Source organism: Microbacterium terricola, from assembly GCF_027943945.1.
Classification (GTDB): Bacteria; Actinomycetota; Actinomycetes; order Actinomycetales; family Microbacteriaceae; genus Microbacterium; species Microbacterium terricola.
On sequence record NZ_AP027141.1, the window covers coordinates 2,346,046 to 2,361,671 of the forward strand.

The following is a 15,626-nucleotide window of genomic DNA, read 5'->3' on the forward strand; positions in this document are numbered from 1 at the left end:
GTCAGTCGACCCGCACGCGCACCTGCGCCTTGCCGAGCACGGTGGTCTCGCCGAAGGTGACGGTCAGGTCGATGCGGGCGGCACCCTCTTCGACGGCGCCGACCTTGGCGACGACCGTGAGGTCTGCGCCGTCCTCGGCGTCGACCACCACGGGCCGGGTGAACCGCACGCCGTACTCGAGGATGCGGCCGGAGTCGCCGAGCCACGGCACGAGCGTCTCGACGGCCAGGCCCATGGTCAGCATCCCGTGCGCCAGGACGCCCGGCAGACCCACGCGGGCGGCGACGTCGTCGCGGAAGTGGATGGGGTTGAAGTCTCCGGACGCTCCGGCGTAGCGCACCAGCGACTCACGGGTGAGATGGATGCTGCGCTCGGCGACGATGTCGCCCACCACCACGGTCCCTGAGCTCGTCGAAGGGGTCACTCGTCGCCTCCGATCAGCAGGATCGACGTCGCTGTGACGACATGCGCGCCGTCGGCATCGGTGATCTCGGACTCGCTCGTGACCATCGCGCCGGCGCCGATCGCCCGCACGCCGGTGATGGAGAGCTGACCGGTCAGCTCGTCGCCCGCGACGATCGGCCGCGTGTAGCGGAACCGCTGCTCGGCGTGGATGGTGCGCTCGAGCGCGATGCCCGAGTCGGGCTCGGCGAGCAGCTGCTGCAGCGTGAGGTCCTGGATCACCATCGCGAAGGTCGGCGGCGCGACCACGTCGGCGTAGCCGAGCGCCTGGGCCGCCGCGGGGTCGAGATGCTGCGGGTCGTCGGCGAAGACGGCGCGGGCGAACTCGCGCACCTTCTCACGGCCGACCAGATACGGCGCGGTCGGCGCGAACGCGCGACCGACGAGCTCGGGGTTCACTGACACCAGACGAGTCTACCGAGCGGGGCCTCGCCCGCTCTCAGCCGGCGCGGCCCTTGATCGCCCGCAGCGCCATCTGCCCCGCGATGAAGAGCAGGAAGATCGAGAACAGCACGATGCCGACGAAGGGGTCGATGAGGGTCGCGAACCAGGCGCCGAGCGCGGTGGTCGTGCAGGCAGCACCGCCGATCGTCGCCGCGGCGACGAGGTCGACGTTCGACCGGCGGATGTTGCCGACCGTGCCGGACACCGCGGCCGGGATCATCATCAGCAGCGACGTGCCCTTCGCGATCAGGTCGCTCGCGCCGAACACGATGATCAGGGCCGGCACGACCACGACGCCGCCGCCGACGCCGAGGAGGCCGGACAGCGTCCCGGTGAACAGGCCGAGCGCGACGAGCCCGACGATGGAGAGCGGGGTGAGCTCGATGCCCGCATCGCGGGACGGGACGACCAGGAACAGGCTCACGACGACGAGGACCATGAAGACCACGAAGCCCCAGCGCAGCGCGGTCTGCGAGATGCGCGGGAGCAGCCAGGTGCCGATCTGCGCGCCGACGATCGCGCCGGCCGCGAGGATGAGCGCGGGGATCCAGGCGACCGAGCCGTGCACGGCGTACGAGATCACGCCCACCGAGGCGGTCGGGACGATGGCAGCAAGCGACGTGCCGACCGCGAGGCGCTGGTCGAAGTGGAGCAGCAGCACCAGCATCGGCACGATGATCGTGCCGCCGCCGACGCCGAAGAGACCGGAGAGCAGGCCGGCCAGCAGGCCGATCACGATGCACGCGACGAAGAAGCGCGCCGTCAGCGGCCGCCGAAGTCCCTCGTTCATTCGTCGTCGGCGGAGTCGAGCTCGTCGATCGCCCACCCGTCGCCGGACGGCACGGTCTCGTACTCGTAGTGGTTCACGTACGGCTGGGATTCGTTGAGCTTGTTGCCGTCCGGATCGATGAGGGCCGCGTAGTTCTCGGTGGTCGCGACCGTGATGGAGTCGCCGGCCTCGTCGATTCCGGTGATCGTCACTTCGTACGACTCGATCGAGTCCGCGAAGAACTGGGCCTGCTCTTCGAAGGCGGCGCAGTCGTTCAGCAGCTGCTCGGCGCGGAAGTCCGGCGTCGTCGCCTGCTCGAACTTGTCGCAGTCCACTTCGCGCCACGCCTCGTCGTACAGGGTGACCGCGGCGACGGCGGCAGTCTGGGCCTCGTTTTGGGGCTCGACAGTGCCGGCGGTCGCGAACATGCGCAGCGCCAGCGGGATGAGCACCGCCGCGAGGATGACGAAGCCGAGCAGCACGACACCGAGGACGACCCACACGATCCAGAGCTTCGACTTCTTCCGCTCGCCCGGGTCGGTCGCGGCGGTGAAGATGCCGCCTCCGCCGGGGTAGCCCTCCGGCGGCAGCCCGAGTGCGGTGGTCCCGTCCTGGGTCGGGTCATACACCGGCTGCTCGGGGGCCGGTGCCGGAGCCTGCGCGGCAGGGGCCTCCTGCGCCGGGGCGGGCGCAGCATCCGGCTCCGCAACGTGCTCGGTCCACTGCGCGCCGTCCCACCAGCGCAGCGCGCCGTGCCCGTCGTCGTACCAGCCGGGAGGGGTCGTCGTCATGCGGCCACCCTACCCCGCGTGCATGACGAGGATCGGGCCGGCCGGTGACGCCGACGTCACCCCTGCGCGAGTCGCACGGCGACGCGGGCGGCCTCGACGACCCGCTGGACGGCGTCCGGATCACCGTCGCCCGCCGCGACAGCCTGCCGGAGACGTCCCACATCCGCTCCCGCGAGCTCCGCGACCGACATACTGCCGAGGACCGACTTCACGACCTTCGACACACGGGCGCCACGCAGCGCGAGCGCCGGGGCGGTCAGCACCGCATCGCGAACATCGATGTCGAGGACGGCCCGCTCGTTCTCTGCGAAGAGGCGCGAGAGCGACTCCTTCTCGACGTCGGTGTACCCGATCTTCGGACGCTCGAGACTCGGCGCGCACGTGAAGGCGAGCTCGCCGAGCTGTGCGAGGAAGCGGCGATGGGCGAGCTGATCGACCGTGACGACACCCGCAGAGCTGACGGTGAGATCGGCGAGGACGACCCAGGGCGAGCAGCAGTCGGGGCAGGGGCGCGTGCCGAGCTCGCGGATGAGCGGCGTGCACCGGATGCCGGAGCGCTCGTCGACGGACGCCCGGTTCGGCTCCTTCTCGCCCTGCGCGCCATCCGCGTAGCAGTCGGGCAGCTCGTCGAGGATCGCCAGCGCGTACGTCTCCGCGATGCGGCTGTACTCGCACGGCTCGTCGTCGCAGCCGCACCCGCACGCCGACCCGCGGACGGGGCGCCGCTGCTCCTCGGCGTAGCGGACCGCGAGGTAGTACGTGCGGTCGGGGTCGCGGCGCTGCCGCACCGGGGCGCACCACGGGTCGACCGGCGGTGCGCACACGTCCGCGCCGGTGGGTCGGGGCTGGCGGATGTCGATCCGCACCTCGGACGGGATGCTGATGTCGTCACCGCATCCGGAGATCGCGAACCCCGGCGACACCGTGACCGACCAGGGCACCGGCTCCAGGCCCTGCGTCGAGACCGTCGACACGGCGAGCCCGCAGGAGACGCCCCAGCCGTGCACCATCCGGTTGTGCCGCCGCGCGCGGCCGAGCACCCATTGCTGCAGCGCGTCGAGGTCACCCGGCCCGACCAGCTGGCCGGTGAACCAGCGCGGGCGTTCGAGCGTGGCGTCGCCGCATCCGCACGAGCCGCCGCACCCGTCGCGGCACCCGCATCCGCCTCCGCCCTCCGCGTGGCCGCAGTCGCGGCAGCCTCTGTCCAGACCGGACTCAGCCAGCCCCAGGTCGATCGTGGTGCTCTGCGTGTTCATTGTCGTCACCTCGTGGTTCGGTCAGGCGAAGGGGTGGAGGAGGAGGGACCAGTGCGCGATGCCGCCCGGCGTGCCGTCCCACAGTGGTGGCGCCGGCGGGATCCGGCGCGGATCCTCGAAGCCCTCGTCGAACTGGTCGTCGGCCCAGAGCCGCTTGAGGGTCTCCTCCGTGAGCGCGGTGGCCTCCCAGTCGGCGTCCAGCACGGGATGGGGATCATCCGCCCCGACCGGGAGGCCATCGGTGCGCAGCTGCAGGATGATGTGCGTGTTCTCGGCCAGCTCGAACTGACTGAGCTGGAACAGGAGCCTGACCGATCCGTCGCCGAGATCCTCGGCGCGCCGGAAGGCGAGCTCGAGCCGCTGCGGCCGGTAGACGCGGTCGCCCTCACCGAAGGCCCACCATGCACGCAGCCACTCATCCGAGGCCGCGAGCGAGTCCTCGCTGAGTGGGCCGGAGACGATCAGCTCGATCCCCCGCTCGTTCACGAAGCGCTCCAGCTCGGCCTTCTCCTCGGCGGTCGCGTCCGGTCCGCCGTATTCGACTCCGGCGGGTGACGCGGCGAGCAGACGCAGGTGATCGGCGACCTGTGGCGGGGCGATCGGGAGCACGATGTGCAGCTCGCCCTCCGGGTCGTCGTCTCCCGAGGGGAGCGGATCGAGCGTGGGGGCGGCCGACGCCGTGCCGGAGAAGCCGCCCTGCGCGCCCTCCGCGATCTTCCACAGCCGCGCCCGCTGCGCGGCGGTGAGCGTGGTCCCGGCGTAGTCGGCGTCCAGCGCGAGGGCGTCGACGTCCGCGGCGCGAATGATCCCGTCTCCGCCCGACCGGGCCATGATGACCAGGATGCGGTCGCCGTCCTGCCCGCCGTGCGCCACCACTTCCGGGCGGAAGCCCTCCGGCTCACCCAGGGAGGCGGCGTAGACCGCTGCGCTGCCGCCCGCCGGCGCGCTGATGTGCCCCGGATCCTCGTCCGGTCGGTGTGCGAGCACGACGCGAGTCGCGACCTTGCCCGTGATCACCCACGCCCCGAGCCAGGACGCGGACGCGGCGAGGTCGGTCGCCGACATCGGCCGGTCGAACGCGATCTCCAGTCGCCCTTCGGTCCCGAACTCCGTGACGGCCGCTGCATCCGCGTCCGGACCGGGGAACAGCGCAGTGATCTTCGGCGCGACGACCTCCGGCGCGGGGGTCCGGCCACAGCACTCGTCGAGGCGATCCGCGAGGCACAGGATCAGCTCGAGCAGCTCCGCGTTGGAGCGGATGACCGTGCGCACCCGCCGGTCGAGCCGCAGTCCGCCTTCGGTGCCGACGAGCACGGTCGCCAGCGGCACGCAGCGCGAGGAGCACCCGCACTCGCGGGGGGCGAGGCGGTCCAGACGCAGTCGCCGCTCCTCGATGGGATCGCCGTCCGGGGGCTGCGGCTTCTCCCCGCCTTCACCCCACAGGGCCTCGCACAGCGAATCGTGCTCGCGCCGCCAGGCGCCCGGCCGCACCGTCACGGCGAAGCTCTCGCGGATCATGCTCGGGACGCAGCGCGACTCCCCCTCGCACGACTCGGACGGGAGGGCCACGACATCCGTGCCGCACTCCCGGTAGCAGAGTGCGATCGTCGCCGTACCCTCGGTCAGCCGGTCGCCCTGAGGTCGGCCGCAGGCGTCGGTGGGCTGGGTCGGATCGATCTCGATGTCGTCGGGCACGATGATCTCCCGCCCCGGCCCGTCGACCGCGACACCCCCCTCGATCACCAGGGTGTCGTCGTCGGTCAGGTACACCTCGAGACCGCAGAGGATGCCGGTCCCGGTCGCGAGCCGGGTCAGGAGTTCGCGCGCACCGCGGTGGTACTCCTGCTCCGCCTGCCAGTGGCGCACCTCCATGAGCTTGCGCGGGTAGAACGCGTTGCGCTGCAGGGCAGCGAGCGGATCGCGTCGGGTCCGCGTGCCCGGGGCATGACGGCCCGTGTCGGTCTCGAGGCGCGCGGACGCCCGGGAGGAGCCCCCGCCCCCGCATCCGCAATCGCCATCGCGGGCTGGCTGGCGGGCAGGCTCGAGGTCGCCGGTCGCGATCATCATGGCGCTTCTCCTTCGTGTGCGTGCGTGCGTGGGTTCTGCGGCTCGCCGGGGAGCCGGGCGGTGCCGATGCGCACGCCCGGTCCGTCGATCGACGGGTGGTGTGCGATGTCGTTGGCGAGACCCCGCGGTCCGGGGCCGGGCAGCGCGTCGATGCCGACCATGGTCGACATGCCCGTGGTCCGCGCGACGGCGCAGGTGCGTGCGAGAACGTGGGCCGGACGCTCGCGCTGGACGACGGCGTCGACCGCGGCCACCTGGGCGGGCGTTCCGCCGACGACGTGGACGCAGAGGCGGTGCGCGATCGCCGCGTGGACGGGCAGACCTGCCTCGTCGTCGTCGATCAGCATCGAGGCGTCCAGGATCGCCGTCCGGTCGAGGGCGGGAGGTCCGGGGTCGGCGACGAGCAGTCCGGTCGTGACACCGAGGGCGCTCGTGTCCGGCGCCCCGTCGAGACGCCAGATCTCCGCCTCCAGCAGCGGCTCCTCGATCTCGATCAGCGCCGTCGCGACCCCCGTGCGGCGCGAGATCTCGTCGCGCAGACCGTCGCGCGTGCCCCGGCGCGCGTGACGGCTCACGGCGAGCGCGACGTCTTCCCTGCGGCGGGCGGGGTCGGTCCGCGCCGTCAGCTGCTCGGGCTCCAGCGCCACCCATTCCGCCAGCCGCTCGATCCAGGGCGAGTCGGCACGGTCGGGCGCGACGTCCGGGCTGAGGAGCGCCGGCAGCTCGTCGAGGAGTGACGAGGTGCTCCGCAGCTGCGCCCCGAGCAGCCCGAGATACCGTCCGAGGAGCTCGTCGCCGCTGTCGACGCTTCCTGCGACGTCCGTGGATGCGTCGGACGCCGTCGCGCGATAGACCACAGGCAGCAGGGTCACCGGCCCGTCGTCGCCCGTCTCCACGCGGATGTCGGCGACCCGGGGCGTCGTCGTCCCCTCGCCGCCGAGCTCGACGCAGATCCACAGCGTCCCGTCGTCGCGGCACAGCACACGCACATCGAGGGCGTCGACGGGCGCGGGTCTCCACGTCGCCGGCGCGGTATCGGGTGGGGAGTCCTCAGCGGCCGCGGCATCCGGCTCGGGCGCTGGCGGAACCGGCTGCGGATCGTCCACGGGGTCGACGCGCGTCCACACCCGCACCCACGCGCTCGACGGAGCCGGCTCGGCGAGGCGCACGCTGAGCTGCCGCCAGCGGTCGGCGGTGGTCGAGTCCCTCTGGGCTGATACCGGGGCGCCGGCGGCGACGATGGCCACGCCGCGCCGGGCGAACCCACCTCCGGCCGTCGACGCGAGGCGGAGGCAGCCTCCCTCCACCACGACGTCCGTCACCTGGGCAGCCTCCCAGTCGGCGCGTGCCAGCCACGCGAAGGCGCTCACGATTGCACCCCGATCCACTCCACGGACCACCCGAGACGATTCGAGACCAGATCGGGCAGGAGTGCGGACGCCACCGCGCCCGTCGGGTTCACCTCGATGAGCGCGCCCGCAGCGTCGGTCAGGATCGCCCGCGTGAGCGGGACGACGAGACGGAACCGCCCAGGCTCGGCGTCGACCACGTGCGGCGCGCCGTCGAGGAGGCACGGGGTCCCGTGCGGCGCCTGCGCTGCGGTGACGGTGCGGGTGCCGACGACCCGGGCCAGGTAGGCCGGAGTGTCGCCGAAGCCTGCCTCCGAGGTGTCGACGATGGTCTCGACCCCCCACGGAGCGATGCCGCCGGCCGTCGCCACGGTCCAGGCGGTCTCACCGCCGGGAGTGCTGCCGCTCGCGGTGTACGGGGTGGGCGGCGGGTTGAGCAGACGGCGGGCGCCGTGGTCCGGATCCGCGATCAGCCGGCACCCTTGGATTTGGACCTGTGCCAGCGTGAGGTCCAGCCCGACCCGCACCTCGGCGGGGTCCATCCACTCCAGGTCCGGCTCGTCCCGTCGGCGCACCGCCCCCTCGGAACCGCACGAGCCCGGCCTGGTCAGCACGACCGCGTCCTCGTCGCTGCGCCAGCGCAGCACGAGGCAGAAGGTCCGCGGGGCTCCTGCGGAATCGCCGGCGACGGCGGGCACCGGCTTGTGCACCGGATCGGCGAGGACCAGCTCGCGCCCGCCCGCGTCGAGCGCGTAGCCCGCACCGACCGCCACCACGGTCGCGCCGCGGGCACCGGTGACGGTGAGCCCTGAGGCGATGCCCCAGCCGTGGAGCATGCGGTGATGCAGCCGGCGGAGTCCGATGTCGAGGTCCTGCTCGGCGGTGAGATCGGCCGCTGTCAGCACCTGACCGGCGAAGTACTGCGGGCGCTCGGTGCGGGGGAACACGGTGGCTGCTTTCGTCATGGCGACTCCTCGAGTGGCTGCTCTACCAAGGGGCGATCGGCCGCCTGCACCGCGAACCAGGCGATCGGCATGGGCACGGTCCGCACGTCCGGTGCGGTCCGCGTGTCCGCCTGCGCACCGAGCACGGCGACGAGATCCTCCCGGGCGAGGTGGTGACGGACGACGATGTCGAAGCCCGCGAGTGTCACCGTGTCCACCTGGATCGCCGTCCCGGCGACCGGGATGCTGCGGACGGCACCTGCCACCCGACCGGTGACGGTGCGCGGGGGCAGCGCCGCAGCCGTCGCCACGACGGCCGGGACCGACACCAGGCGGTGAGCGGTGAGATCGACGTGGACCCGCCAACCCCATGGGGTGGCGAACGGCTGGTCGGCCAGGAGCGCGGCCCCGCGCGGGACGATTCCGCCGAGCGTGCGCGCGGGACCGGGTCGCCGCAGCCACTGCCGGTCACCGTCCCCTTCCCGCACGGCGCCCCCGGCATCGACGACCGCGAGGGGGATGTCGGCAGGATGGAGCGACCCCGGCTCGCGAAGCCTGACCTTCGCGGCGGGGCCGTCACCGCGAACGGTGAGCACGACGGCCGCCGGCCCGCCGGCGAACCCCGCGCCGGCCGGATCGATGGGGGTGGCGCACGCGAGGACCGCGACCCGGCCGCACCGGTCGATCGCGAATCCTGGCCCGACCGAGTACCGCCCCGCATCCGGTTCGACGTGCAGGCCGGCCGAGACGCCCCACGTCCGATGCGCGGCGATGTGATGCTGCGCCAGCCGCAGCGAGGTCAGTCGCGGCTCGTCGCGCAGGTCACGGGAGAGCAGCCAACCTCCGTCGGCCTGGCGCACTCGGGTGGATGCGGCGCTCATGCGCCCACCCCCTCAGTCGGGGCGGTGAGCCGCAGTGTCCCGGCGAGGGCGAACTCCGTGGCGCACAGTCGGATGTCGCCGCACACGGCGTCTCCGCGCGCGCCCTCCCGCGTGAGCACGAGATCCTCCATCCGCTCCACTCCCGGCTGCTCGTCGACCACCGCGAGGATCTCGGTGCGTCGCACGGTGCGGCCGAACGGCCAGCCGCGGCTCGCCGGTCCGCCCGTCACCGGGTGGAGGAAGGCGCGGAGTGCCCTGGTCGCCTTTTCCACCGCGTCCGCGGCGGCCACCCCGCGCCGAGGCAGGATGGTTGCGCTGATCCCGATCGGCACGTAGGTGGGGCCGACCACGAAGAAGCGGGTCCCGACGGTCCGCGCCCGCTCGAGCGCGCCGCGCACGCGCCGGAGCGCCCCCGTCGTCGGCTCCGGGCGCTCGGCCGGCAGCCATGGAACGACGACGACGGTGACGCATCCGTCGGCGACGAGCCCCGGCATCCGCGGATCGACCTGGGGCAGGGCACGGGCGCGAGCGAGCGCTACGCCCGGCGTCGCGAGCGCGATCCGTTCGGCATCCAGACCGGTGATGGCCCGCTCCGGCACCCCCAGGGTGCGCACAAGCGCGAGGGGCAGGTCATCGAGGCTGGCGACACCCAGGTCCTGTGCCCGGTCGGAGATCCGCTCATGGACCCACATCCGGGCCTCGACCCGCGCCGCCGCGGCCGCGATGTCTTCGGCCGGCGCCCCGGGCGTCAGCCCGGCGACGAGGTCGAGACGGTGCACGGCCGGCCCGCCCGCGAGAAGCGCCGCCGCATCGGCTGCCGGCACGACGGGCGCCAGGGGCGGGCGCAGGTCCGCGACGCCGGCAGCGGTCGTCCACGTTCCGGAGACCTGCACCTCCGCGCCAGGACTCAGGCGCGCGCCCCACCGGCCGTCGCCGAAACGCACCGTGCGGCCGTCCGCCTCGAACACGGCAGCGAGAAGCCGTGCGCCGGCGTCCGCGAGGTCGTCGACGACGTGGATCTGCTCCCCCGTCGCGAGCGCGAGCGCGGGACGCGCACCGCACCAGTCGTGGGGCAGACGCAGGGTCTCGTCGGGCACGCCGGTCGCCGCCGCCAGCGGTGCGTGGTCGTCCGCGGGCTTCCCCGCAGCGCGGTAGCGCCGTGACGCGACGGCCTCACCCACGTCGACGTGCAGCTCCGACAGCACCGCGGGCGCGTCGAGCCGCCCCGACACCAGCCGGCAGCGCAGCCACACCATCATCCGCCCCGCGAAGATCCCGCTCCCCTGGTCGCCGAGCGTGCCCACGGGCAGGGCGGGGGTGTGGAGACGGACCCGGCCGCTGCGAGTGAGGGCCGCGGTCCGGTCGTCGGCGTCGACTGCGATCCAGTCGGCTCCGTCCCAGGCCTCCCACGCGACAGCCGCCGTGTGGTGGTCGTAGCCGGGCTCGACGATCTCGGGGGCCCGGTCTCCTCCGACGACCGCCCAGAGGTCGAGGGGGCCCGCGAGGAGTCCCCCTGCACGGTCGATGCCGATGACGAAGCAGTCGCCGGCCGAGGGATCCACCCCGAACGGGGCGAACACCCGCCCGGCCGCCCGCTCCCGCGTGAGGTCGATGCATCCGGTCACGTAGCCGCCGGTGGCTGCGTCCTCACCGGCCCAGGCGGTCGCCGCGATGGTGGCGCCGACCACGGCGATGTCATCGACGAGAGTGAGCGGCACGTGCTCTCCATCGCGCTCGCCGTCCATCTCGAGCCCTGCGGGCACGAGACGGGGAGCTGCGGCCTGCACACGGATCAGGCAGCGCGCCGCGCGCGCCGGACGCGGCCGTCCGCCGGCGAGCGCCAGCAGAAGACGCCTCTCCCGCTCGGAGACGGCGTTGGAGCGGTAGCTGTCCGCCTCGACCAGCCACGACACGAGCTCGAGGAGCGCGATGCCCGGATCGCTCGTGTTCTGGTCTGTCCAGTCGGGCGCGACCAAGGGCAGTTGGGCGCGGCCGTGGCGGACCAGGTCCCCCCATCGCAGGGTGTCGGTCACCGGCGGGAAGATCGGCATCACGCGCCCCCGGACAGTCGGACGACGAGGGGGCCGCGGCAGACGATCTGATCGGGACGCACGAGAGCCGAATCGCCGACCGGGACATCGTCCAGGGTGAGCGCCAGGTCGGTCACGGCATCGACCCCTTCCACGGCCTCGAGCACGCGCGCGAGATCTGACAGGTGCACACCGGCCCCGAAGTCCCACCCCGCCCCGTCACCGCCTCCGCGCAGCGGATGCAGGAAGTCGTCGAGGCGGGCGACCACGCGCTCGCGGGTCGCGCCGGCGTTCGCCGACGGGAGCGGGATGACGCTCAGCGCCACGCCCACCGGGCGGTACAGCGGCCCTTCGACGGTGACACGCGGCACGGCGACGGCAGGGGACGCAGCCACGAGCGCGGTGCGGACGACCGCCAGCAGCTGCGCCGAGGGGAACGGCTGAGCGCTCCCGTCGCGCGGGACGATGACCACGCGGACGGCGCCCGGCGAGGGACGCCCCCACCGGTCCGTCGCCCCGAGCGCGCGGGCGCGGACGACCGCCGGCGACGCCTCGATCGCGATCGCCTCGACGTCGGCCTCGGTGAGGGCGACCCGCCGATGGCGGAGCAGAGCCGGCGACCGCCGGAGGGCGGCCTCGAGCGGCTCGACCGCGGCACCCCCGGACGCGCGGACCGGGTTGACGGCCTCGGCCACCGGCACCGCGCTGAGCAACTGCGAGATCGCCCCGGCCTCGACATTGCCGGCAGGGCCGAGCGTCGTCGCGTACCGGCGCAGACGGACGTTGTCGCGGCCGGCGGGTACGGCGCGACCGTGCGCTCCCCCGCCGAACAGGAACCGTCCCTGGACGCGATCCGTCACGAAGACGCGCGCACCCGGGTCCGCCGCACCCAACGACGAGACCGGCCTCCAGGTCACCCACACCGCGCTCACCCTGCCCGACCGCTGATCGCGGTCGATGCGCACCGTCGACAGGTCGACGCCATCGGCGACGAGCGTCCGCTCGAGAACCGCTCGATCGAGGTCGGCGCGCTCGCCGTCGAGCTCGCGCACCTCGAGCTCTGCCTCCCCCTCGATCGGAGCCTGCCGGGCGGTCAGAACCTGACCGGGCGAACCGTCGCCGGAGCCCAGCACTTCGTCACGGATCGTCTCGATCTGGGCGACCTCGACCGCATGGGCGGCCAGGCGGTCGATGACGATCTCCGGCGGCGGGGTCACCGGATCGAAGACGGCCCGCATCCAGGTCCGCGGCTCGCCGAACCTGGCCGGCGGCGCATCCGTCAGCCGGGCACCCGCGAAGGCACGAGGCAGGGGCCGGCGTGCCGTGATCGTCTCACCCTCGACCGCGGCGACCTCCACGGGCACCTGACCCTGCGCGTCGCTGAGCAGCAGCTTGTCGCCGACTGTGAAGCGCAGGGCGGCGCCGCGGCCGGCCAGCGCGACCGCCGTGCCGAGGGCGCCGACCACCGTCACGCCCGGCGCGGAGTCGGCACCGGGCCACAAGAGGCGCACCACCCCTTCACGGCGCAGCCCGTCGGTGCCGTCCTGGACGGCGAGCCGCACCCAGGCGCGTCCGTCCCAGCCCTCCCAGACCGGTCGATGCGGCGTCGCCCACGGCGACGGGTCCGCGGGCTGGATCCACAGCCCCACCCAGTCGGCCGGGAGCGCGGCGTCGGCGCCGATGTAGATCGTGGGGGCGGCCTCAGGCATGGGCGCGAACGGCGATCCGCCGTCGGACGGCCAGGTCACCTCGCGGGTGACATCGGTCCAGCGGTGCACGTCGTGAGCGAGCACAGCGTCGGCGTCCCGTGCCGGTGAGCGATGCGTGTAGAACACCTGGATGCTGTCGAGCAGCGGCGGCCGCGGCTCCACGACGGGCAGGAAGTTGATGGTGCCGACCTTGTCCGTCCAGCTGACCAGGCTCATGTGTGCGAACGCGCCGTCGGCGAGCCGCGCGCGCAGCCAGCGCCGGGTGTCTCCGTCGATGTCGACGTCGGCGATGTCGTCGGGGACGGTGAAGTGGACCGAGCCCGAGTCGAGCAGCGCGAGCACGCGTGGATCGCCCTCGACGCCGAGGCTGCGCCAGCGGCGTCCGTCGTGGTACTCCCACTCGACCCGGGGCGGGGCGATGCTGGTGGCCTCCGACCTGGCCAGCTCGACGGCGAGTGCGGCCGGGCTGATCTTCTCGAGTTCCGCGATCGCGGGGATGAGCGCCCCCTGGGCGATCGTCAGGTGCCCGCGGATCGTCGCGAGCTTGGCCTTGACGGCTGCGACGAAGGCGTACGGCTCCATCTTCAGGAGCTGGGACGGAAGGCCGCCGGGTCCCAGCATCCCGTCGATGGTCGTGAGCGCCGTGAGCGCCTCGGTCACCCGGTCGTCGATCCTGCCGATCGCGTCGGCGGAGGGGATGAGGGTGAGCGTCGAGATCATGCTGCCGGTGAGGATCGATCCGATCCCGAGCACCTCGAACGCGTCGCCGATGTCCTCGGCCTCGGTGTCGATGGAGCCGAGCTTGCCGCGGACGGTCGACAGCCCCGCCCTGATGGCACCGAACCAGGCCGCCGCCGACTGCTTCGGGTTGCCCTGCGCGTCGACGAGCTCGGAGCCGAGGAACTCCGGCAGCGGGACGTCGATCTCCGCGATCGCCCGTGCGATCGACGCGGAGACCGGGTCCTTCAGAGTCGCGACGATCGAGGCGAGCTTCGTGGCGGTGGCACGCGCGGCATCGCGCTGGAGGTCGGCGTTGCTGTCGGCCCTCTCCGCGGCGGTGACGGGTCGTTCCAGCACAAGGGTGACGCGACTGCGCGGCCGTGCGGTGGCGGTGCCGCAGGCGAACAGGAACGCGGTGCCGCGCTCTGGGGCGGGGCCGAGGGGGGCGAACGTCTTCGTGAGGTCGACCGCCCTGCGGTCGGCGACGCCCTTGTCGAGGGCGAGCCCGTGCTGCACCACGACCCGAAGCGTCGTGTCGGCGTCGACGACCTGCGGCGAGGTGCGGTCGTCAAGGGTGTCGAGGGCGACCCGCCGCGGAGTCTCCGGCTTGAGATCCACCACCGCGCGGGTGCGCGATGCCGCGGGGCTCGCGCCGAAGCGGACGAGGTGCCCGATCCGATCGCCGAGTCCCTTCTGGGCGCCCAGCGCGTGAGCCGGCACCAATCCGGGGGCGCGGTCGACCGTGGGGTCCCCGACGTCGTACGACACGAGCTCGAAGGGCGTCGTCTCGTCCTGCAGGTGCAGCACGACCGCCCCGGTGGGAGCCTCGGGCCAGCTGAGGGTGGCCGCGGTGACGCCGGGCGTCGACTCCCGGAATAGCCGGAGCCGCCGGTGCTCGTTCACGACCGCGAGTCGCAAGCGCGAGATCGTGGGCAGGGGCGCGCCCTCCGGGAGGGTGAACGGCTCGGCGAGCCGGCCCCGGATCCAGTGCATCTCGCGCCCGTCGACCTCGATCCGGACGGCGGTGGCCACCGGCGCCACGAGCCGGATGGTCCCGGAGCGCGTGAGCCCTTGGGTGCCGTCGACCGAGCCGTCGTCGCCCGCGTCGAGCGGCGAGGCGGCGACGTCGGCGAACGGCCGCCACAGCGTCCCGTCCCACCATGACCACTCGAGGGCGAGGGGGTAGGGCGGCGGCACGGCCACGCCGACCTCGAGCTCCACCACCGCGCGCCCGTCGAAGGCGAGGAGCTCGTCGTGGCTGATGTATAGCTCGCGATCGACCTGGGCCAGGTCGCCGAACAGGGTGAGCGGGCGGTGGCCCAGCACATCGGCGGAGTGGTCGCTCTCCGCGTCCAGCCGGGGAAGGACGCTGTGCACCTCGGCGATCACGGCAGACGAGATCGCGACGTCCTGCTGCGTCTCGAAGACGACGGGCACGTCGCGCCCCGGCACGGCGGCGCCGATCCTCGTGCCCGCAGCCACGCGCCCGTTCGCCGTCCCGGGCGGCGCGGTCAGGAGCACGTGCGTGCGAGCGCCCTGGGCGGGCAGCCGCGACGCGCCGAGCAGATCGAGGAGCACGGCGAGCCGATGCTCGGGCACGTGCTTGAGCCGCTCCTGCAGCAGCTCGAGCTGCCCCGCGGTGATCTCGGCGAGGCCGTGCCCCGCGCCGAGCGGGGCGGGGAGCCAGTCGGGGACGAAGGCGGAGCGCGCGGCGAGGATCTCGTGGAGGATGCGGGCGCGATCGCGCGCGAGGATGAGGTCGGACCCTGCGGGAGCCACGGTCATGTCGCACCGCCTTCGTGGAGGAAGAACGGGTACACAAGGTTGTAGAACGTGTTGGTCGAGCGGACGCGGTAGTCGATCTCGACGTCGAGGCGCCCCTGGCGCCGGTCGCCCACTTCCACACGCACGCTCTGCACGTCGATGCGCGGCTCCCAGCGCACGAGCGCGGTCTCGACGCGGTGGCGGATCAGCGCCGCGGTCGTCGTCGAGATCGGCTCGAAGAGGAAATCCTCGAGCCCCGCGCCGAAGTCCGGCCGCATCACACGCTCACCGCGGCGCGTTCCGAGGATGAGTCGGATCGACTGCCGCACCTTGTCCTCGCCGGCGGCGAGCGCGGTCTCGTCGCCGATGCGCACCGGGGAGCTCCAGCCGCGGCCGAGGACCCGCGCGTCGACGGGTATGCCCAGAGAGGTGTCGCTCAC

The 15,626-nt window shown here is 73.4% G+C and carries 12 protein-coding genes; all 12 read right to left on the bottom strand.

The window, feature by feature from the left end; all coding sequences use genetic code 11:
* Position 1: 1 nt before the first annotated feature.
* The 12 genes from Microterr_RS11090 to Microterr_RS11145 are packed head-to-tail and all read right to left on the bottom strand — an operon-like array spanning position 2 to position 15,626.
* Entirely contained in the window at positions 2-424 is a 423-nt protein-coding gene (locus Microterr_RS11090) for a MaoC/PaaZ C-terminal domain-containing protein (protein WP_263797877.1), read from the bottom strand.
* The gene (locus tag Microterr_RS11095) at positions 421-867 is read right to left on the bottom strand and encodes a MaoC family dehydratase N-terminal domain-containing protein (protein ID WP_263797876.1); all 447 of its coding nucleotides are present in this window, start codon (positions 865-867) and stop codon (positions 421-423) included. Before Microterr_RS11095 ends, Microterr_RS11090 begins: the two co-directional genes overlap by 4 nt.
* 34 nt (positions 868-901) lie before the next feature.
* Positions 902-1,696, bottom strand: a complete 795-nt coding sequence (locus Microterr_RS11100; protein WP_263797875.1) for a sulfite exporter TauE/SafE family protein — start codon at positions 1,694-1,696, stop codon at positions 902-904.
* The gene (locus Microterr_RS11105) at positions 1,693-2,466 is read right to left on the bottom strand and encodes a DUF2510 domain-containing protein (protein ID WP_263797874.1); all 774 of its coding nucleotides are present in this window, start codon (positions 2,464-2,466) and stop codon (positions 1,693-1,695) included. The genes Microterr_RS11100 and Microterr_RS11105 overlap by 4 nt, the downstream gene beginning before the upstream one ends.
* A 56-nt stretch (positions 2,467-2,522) precedes the next feature.
* On the bottom strand, positions 2,523-3,722 hold the full coding sequence (locus tag Microterr_RS11110) for a hypothetical protein (protein WP_263797873.1): 1,200 nt from the start codon (positions 3,720-3,722) through the stop codon (positions 2,523-2,525).
* A gap of 21 nt (positions 3,723-3,743) precedes the next feature.
* A complete protein-coding gene (locus Microterr_RS11115; RefSeq protein WP_263797872.1) occupies positions 3,744-5,789 on the bottom strand; it encodes a hypothetical protein in 2,046 nt (681 codons plus the stop codon).
* Positions 5,786-7,159 carry a phage tail protein gene (locus tag Microterr_RS11120; protein WP_263797871.1) on the bottom strand — a complete coding sequence of 458 codons (1,374 nt, stop codon included), beginning with the start codon at positions 7,157-7,159 and terminating at the stop codon, positions 5,786-5,788. Before Microterr_RS11120 ends, Microterr_RS11115 begins: the two co-directional genes overlap by 4 nt.
* Positions 7,156-8,103: a hypothetical protein gene (locus tag Microterr_RS11125; RefSeq protein WP_263797870.1), complete on the bottom strand. Its 948-nt coding sequence runs from the start codon at positions 8,101-8,103 to the stop codon at positions 7,156-7,158. The genes Microterr_RS11120 and Microterr_RS11125 overlap by 4 nt, the downstream gene beginning before the upstream one ends.
* Complete coding sequence (locus Microterr_RS11130) at positions 8,100-8,963, bottom strand: hypothetical protein (RefSeq protein ID WP_263797869.1); 864 nt, start codon at positions 8,961-8,963, stop codon at positions 8,100-8,102. The genes Microterr_RS11125 and Microterr_RS11130 overlap by 4 nt, the downstream gene beginning before the upstream one ends.
* On the bottom strand, positions 8,960-11,014 hold the full coding sequence (locus tag Microterr_RS11135; protein WP_263797868.1) for a baseplate J/gp47 family protein: 2,055 nt from the start codon (positions 11,012-11,014) through the stop codon (positions 8,960-8,962). The genes Microterr_RS11130 and Microterr_RS11135 overlap by 4 nt, the downstream gene beginning before the upstream one ends.
* Positions 11,014-15,207 carry a baseplate J/gp47 family protein gene (locus tag Microterr_RS11140; protein ID WP_263797867.1) on the bottom strand — a complete coding sequence of 1,398 codons (4,194 nt, stop codon included), beginning with the start codon at positions 15,205-15,207 and terminating at the stop codon, positions 11,014-11,016. Before Microterr_RS11140 ends, Microterr_RS11135 begins: the two co-directional genes overlap by 1 nt.
* Complete coding sequence (locus Microterr_RS11145) at positions 15,204-15,626, bottom strand: GPW/gp25 family protein (RefSeq protein ID WP_263797866.1); 423 nt, start codon at positions 15,624-15,626, stop codon at positions 15,204-15,206. The genes Microterr_RS11140 and Microterr_RS11145 overlap by 4 nt, the downstream gene beginning before the upstream one ends.

Bases quoted from the DNA above. Each gene is read 5' to 3' on its own strand.
- Microterr_RS11100 (WP_263797875.1), bottom strand. From the start codon at position 1,696: ATGAACGAGGGACTTCGGCGGCCGCTGACGGCGCGCTTCTTCGTCGCG.
- Microterr_RS11105 (WP_263797874.1), bottom strand. From the start codon at position 2,466: ATGACGACGACCCCTCCCGGCTGGTACGACGACGGGCACGGCGCGCTG.
- Microterr_RS11110 (WP_263797873.1), bottom strand. From the start codon at position 3,722: ATGAACACGCAGAGCACCACGATCGACCTGGGGCTGGCTGAGTCCGGT.
- Microterr_RS11115 (WP_263797872.1), bottom strand. From the start codon at position 5,789: ATGATGATCGCGACCGGCGACCTCGAGCCTGCCCGCCAGCCAGCCCGC.
- Microterr_RS11125 (WP_263797870.1), bottom strand. From the start codon at position 8,103: ATGACGAAAGCAGCCACCGTGTTCCCCCGCACCGAGCGCCCGCAGTAC.
- Microterr_RS11130 (WP_263797869.1), bottom strand. From the start codon at position 8,963: ATGAGCGCCGCATCCACCCGAGTGCGCCAGGCCGACGGAGGTTGGCTG.
- Microterr_RS11135 (WP_263797868.1), bottom strand. From the start codon at position 11,014: ATGCCGATCTTCCCGCCGGTGACCGACACCCTGCGATGGGGGGACCTG.
- Microterr_RS11140 (WP_263797867.1), bottom strand. From the start codon at position 15,207: ATGACCGTGGCTCCCGCAGGGTCCGACCTCATCCTCGCGCGCGATCGC.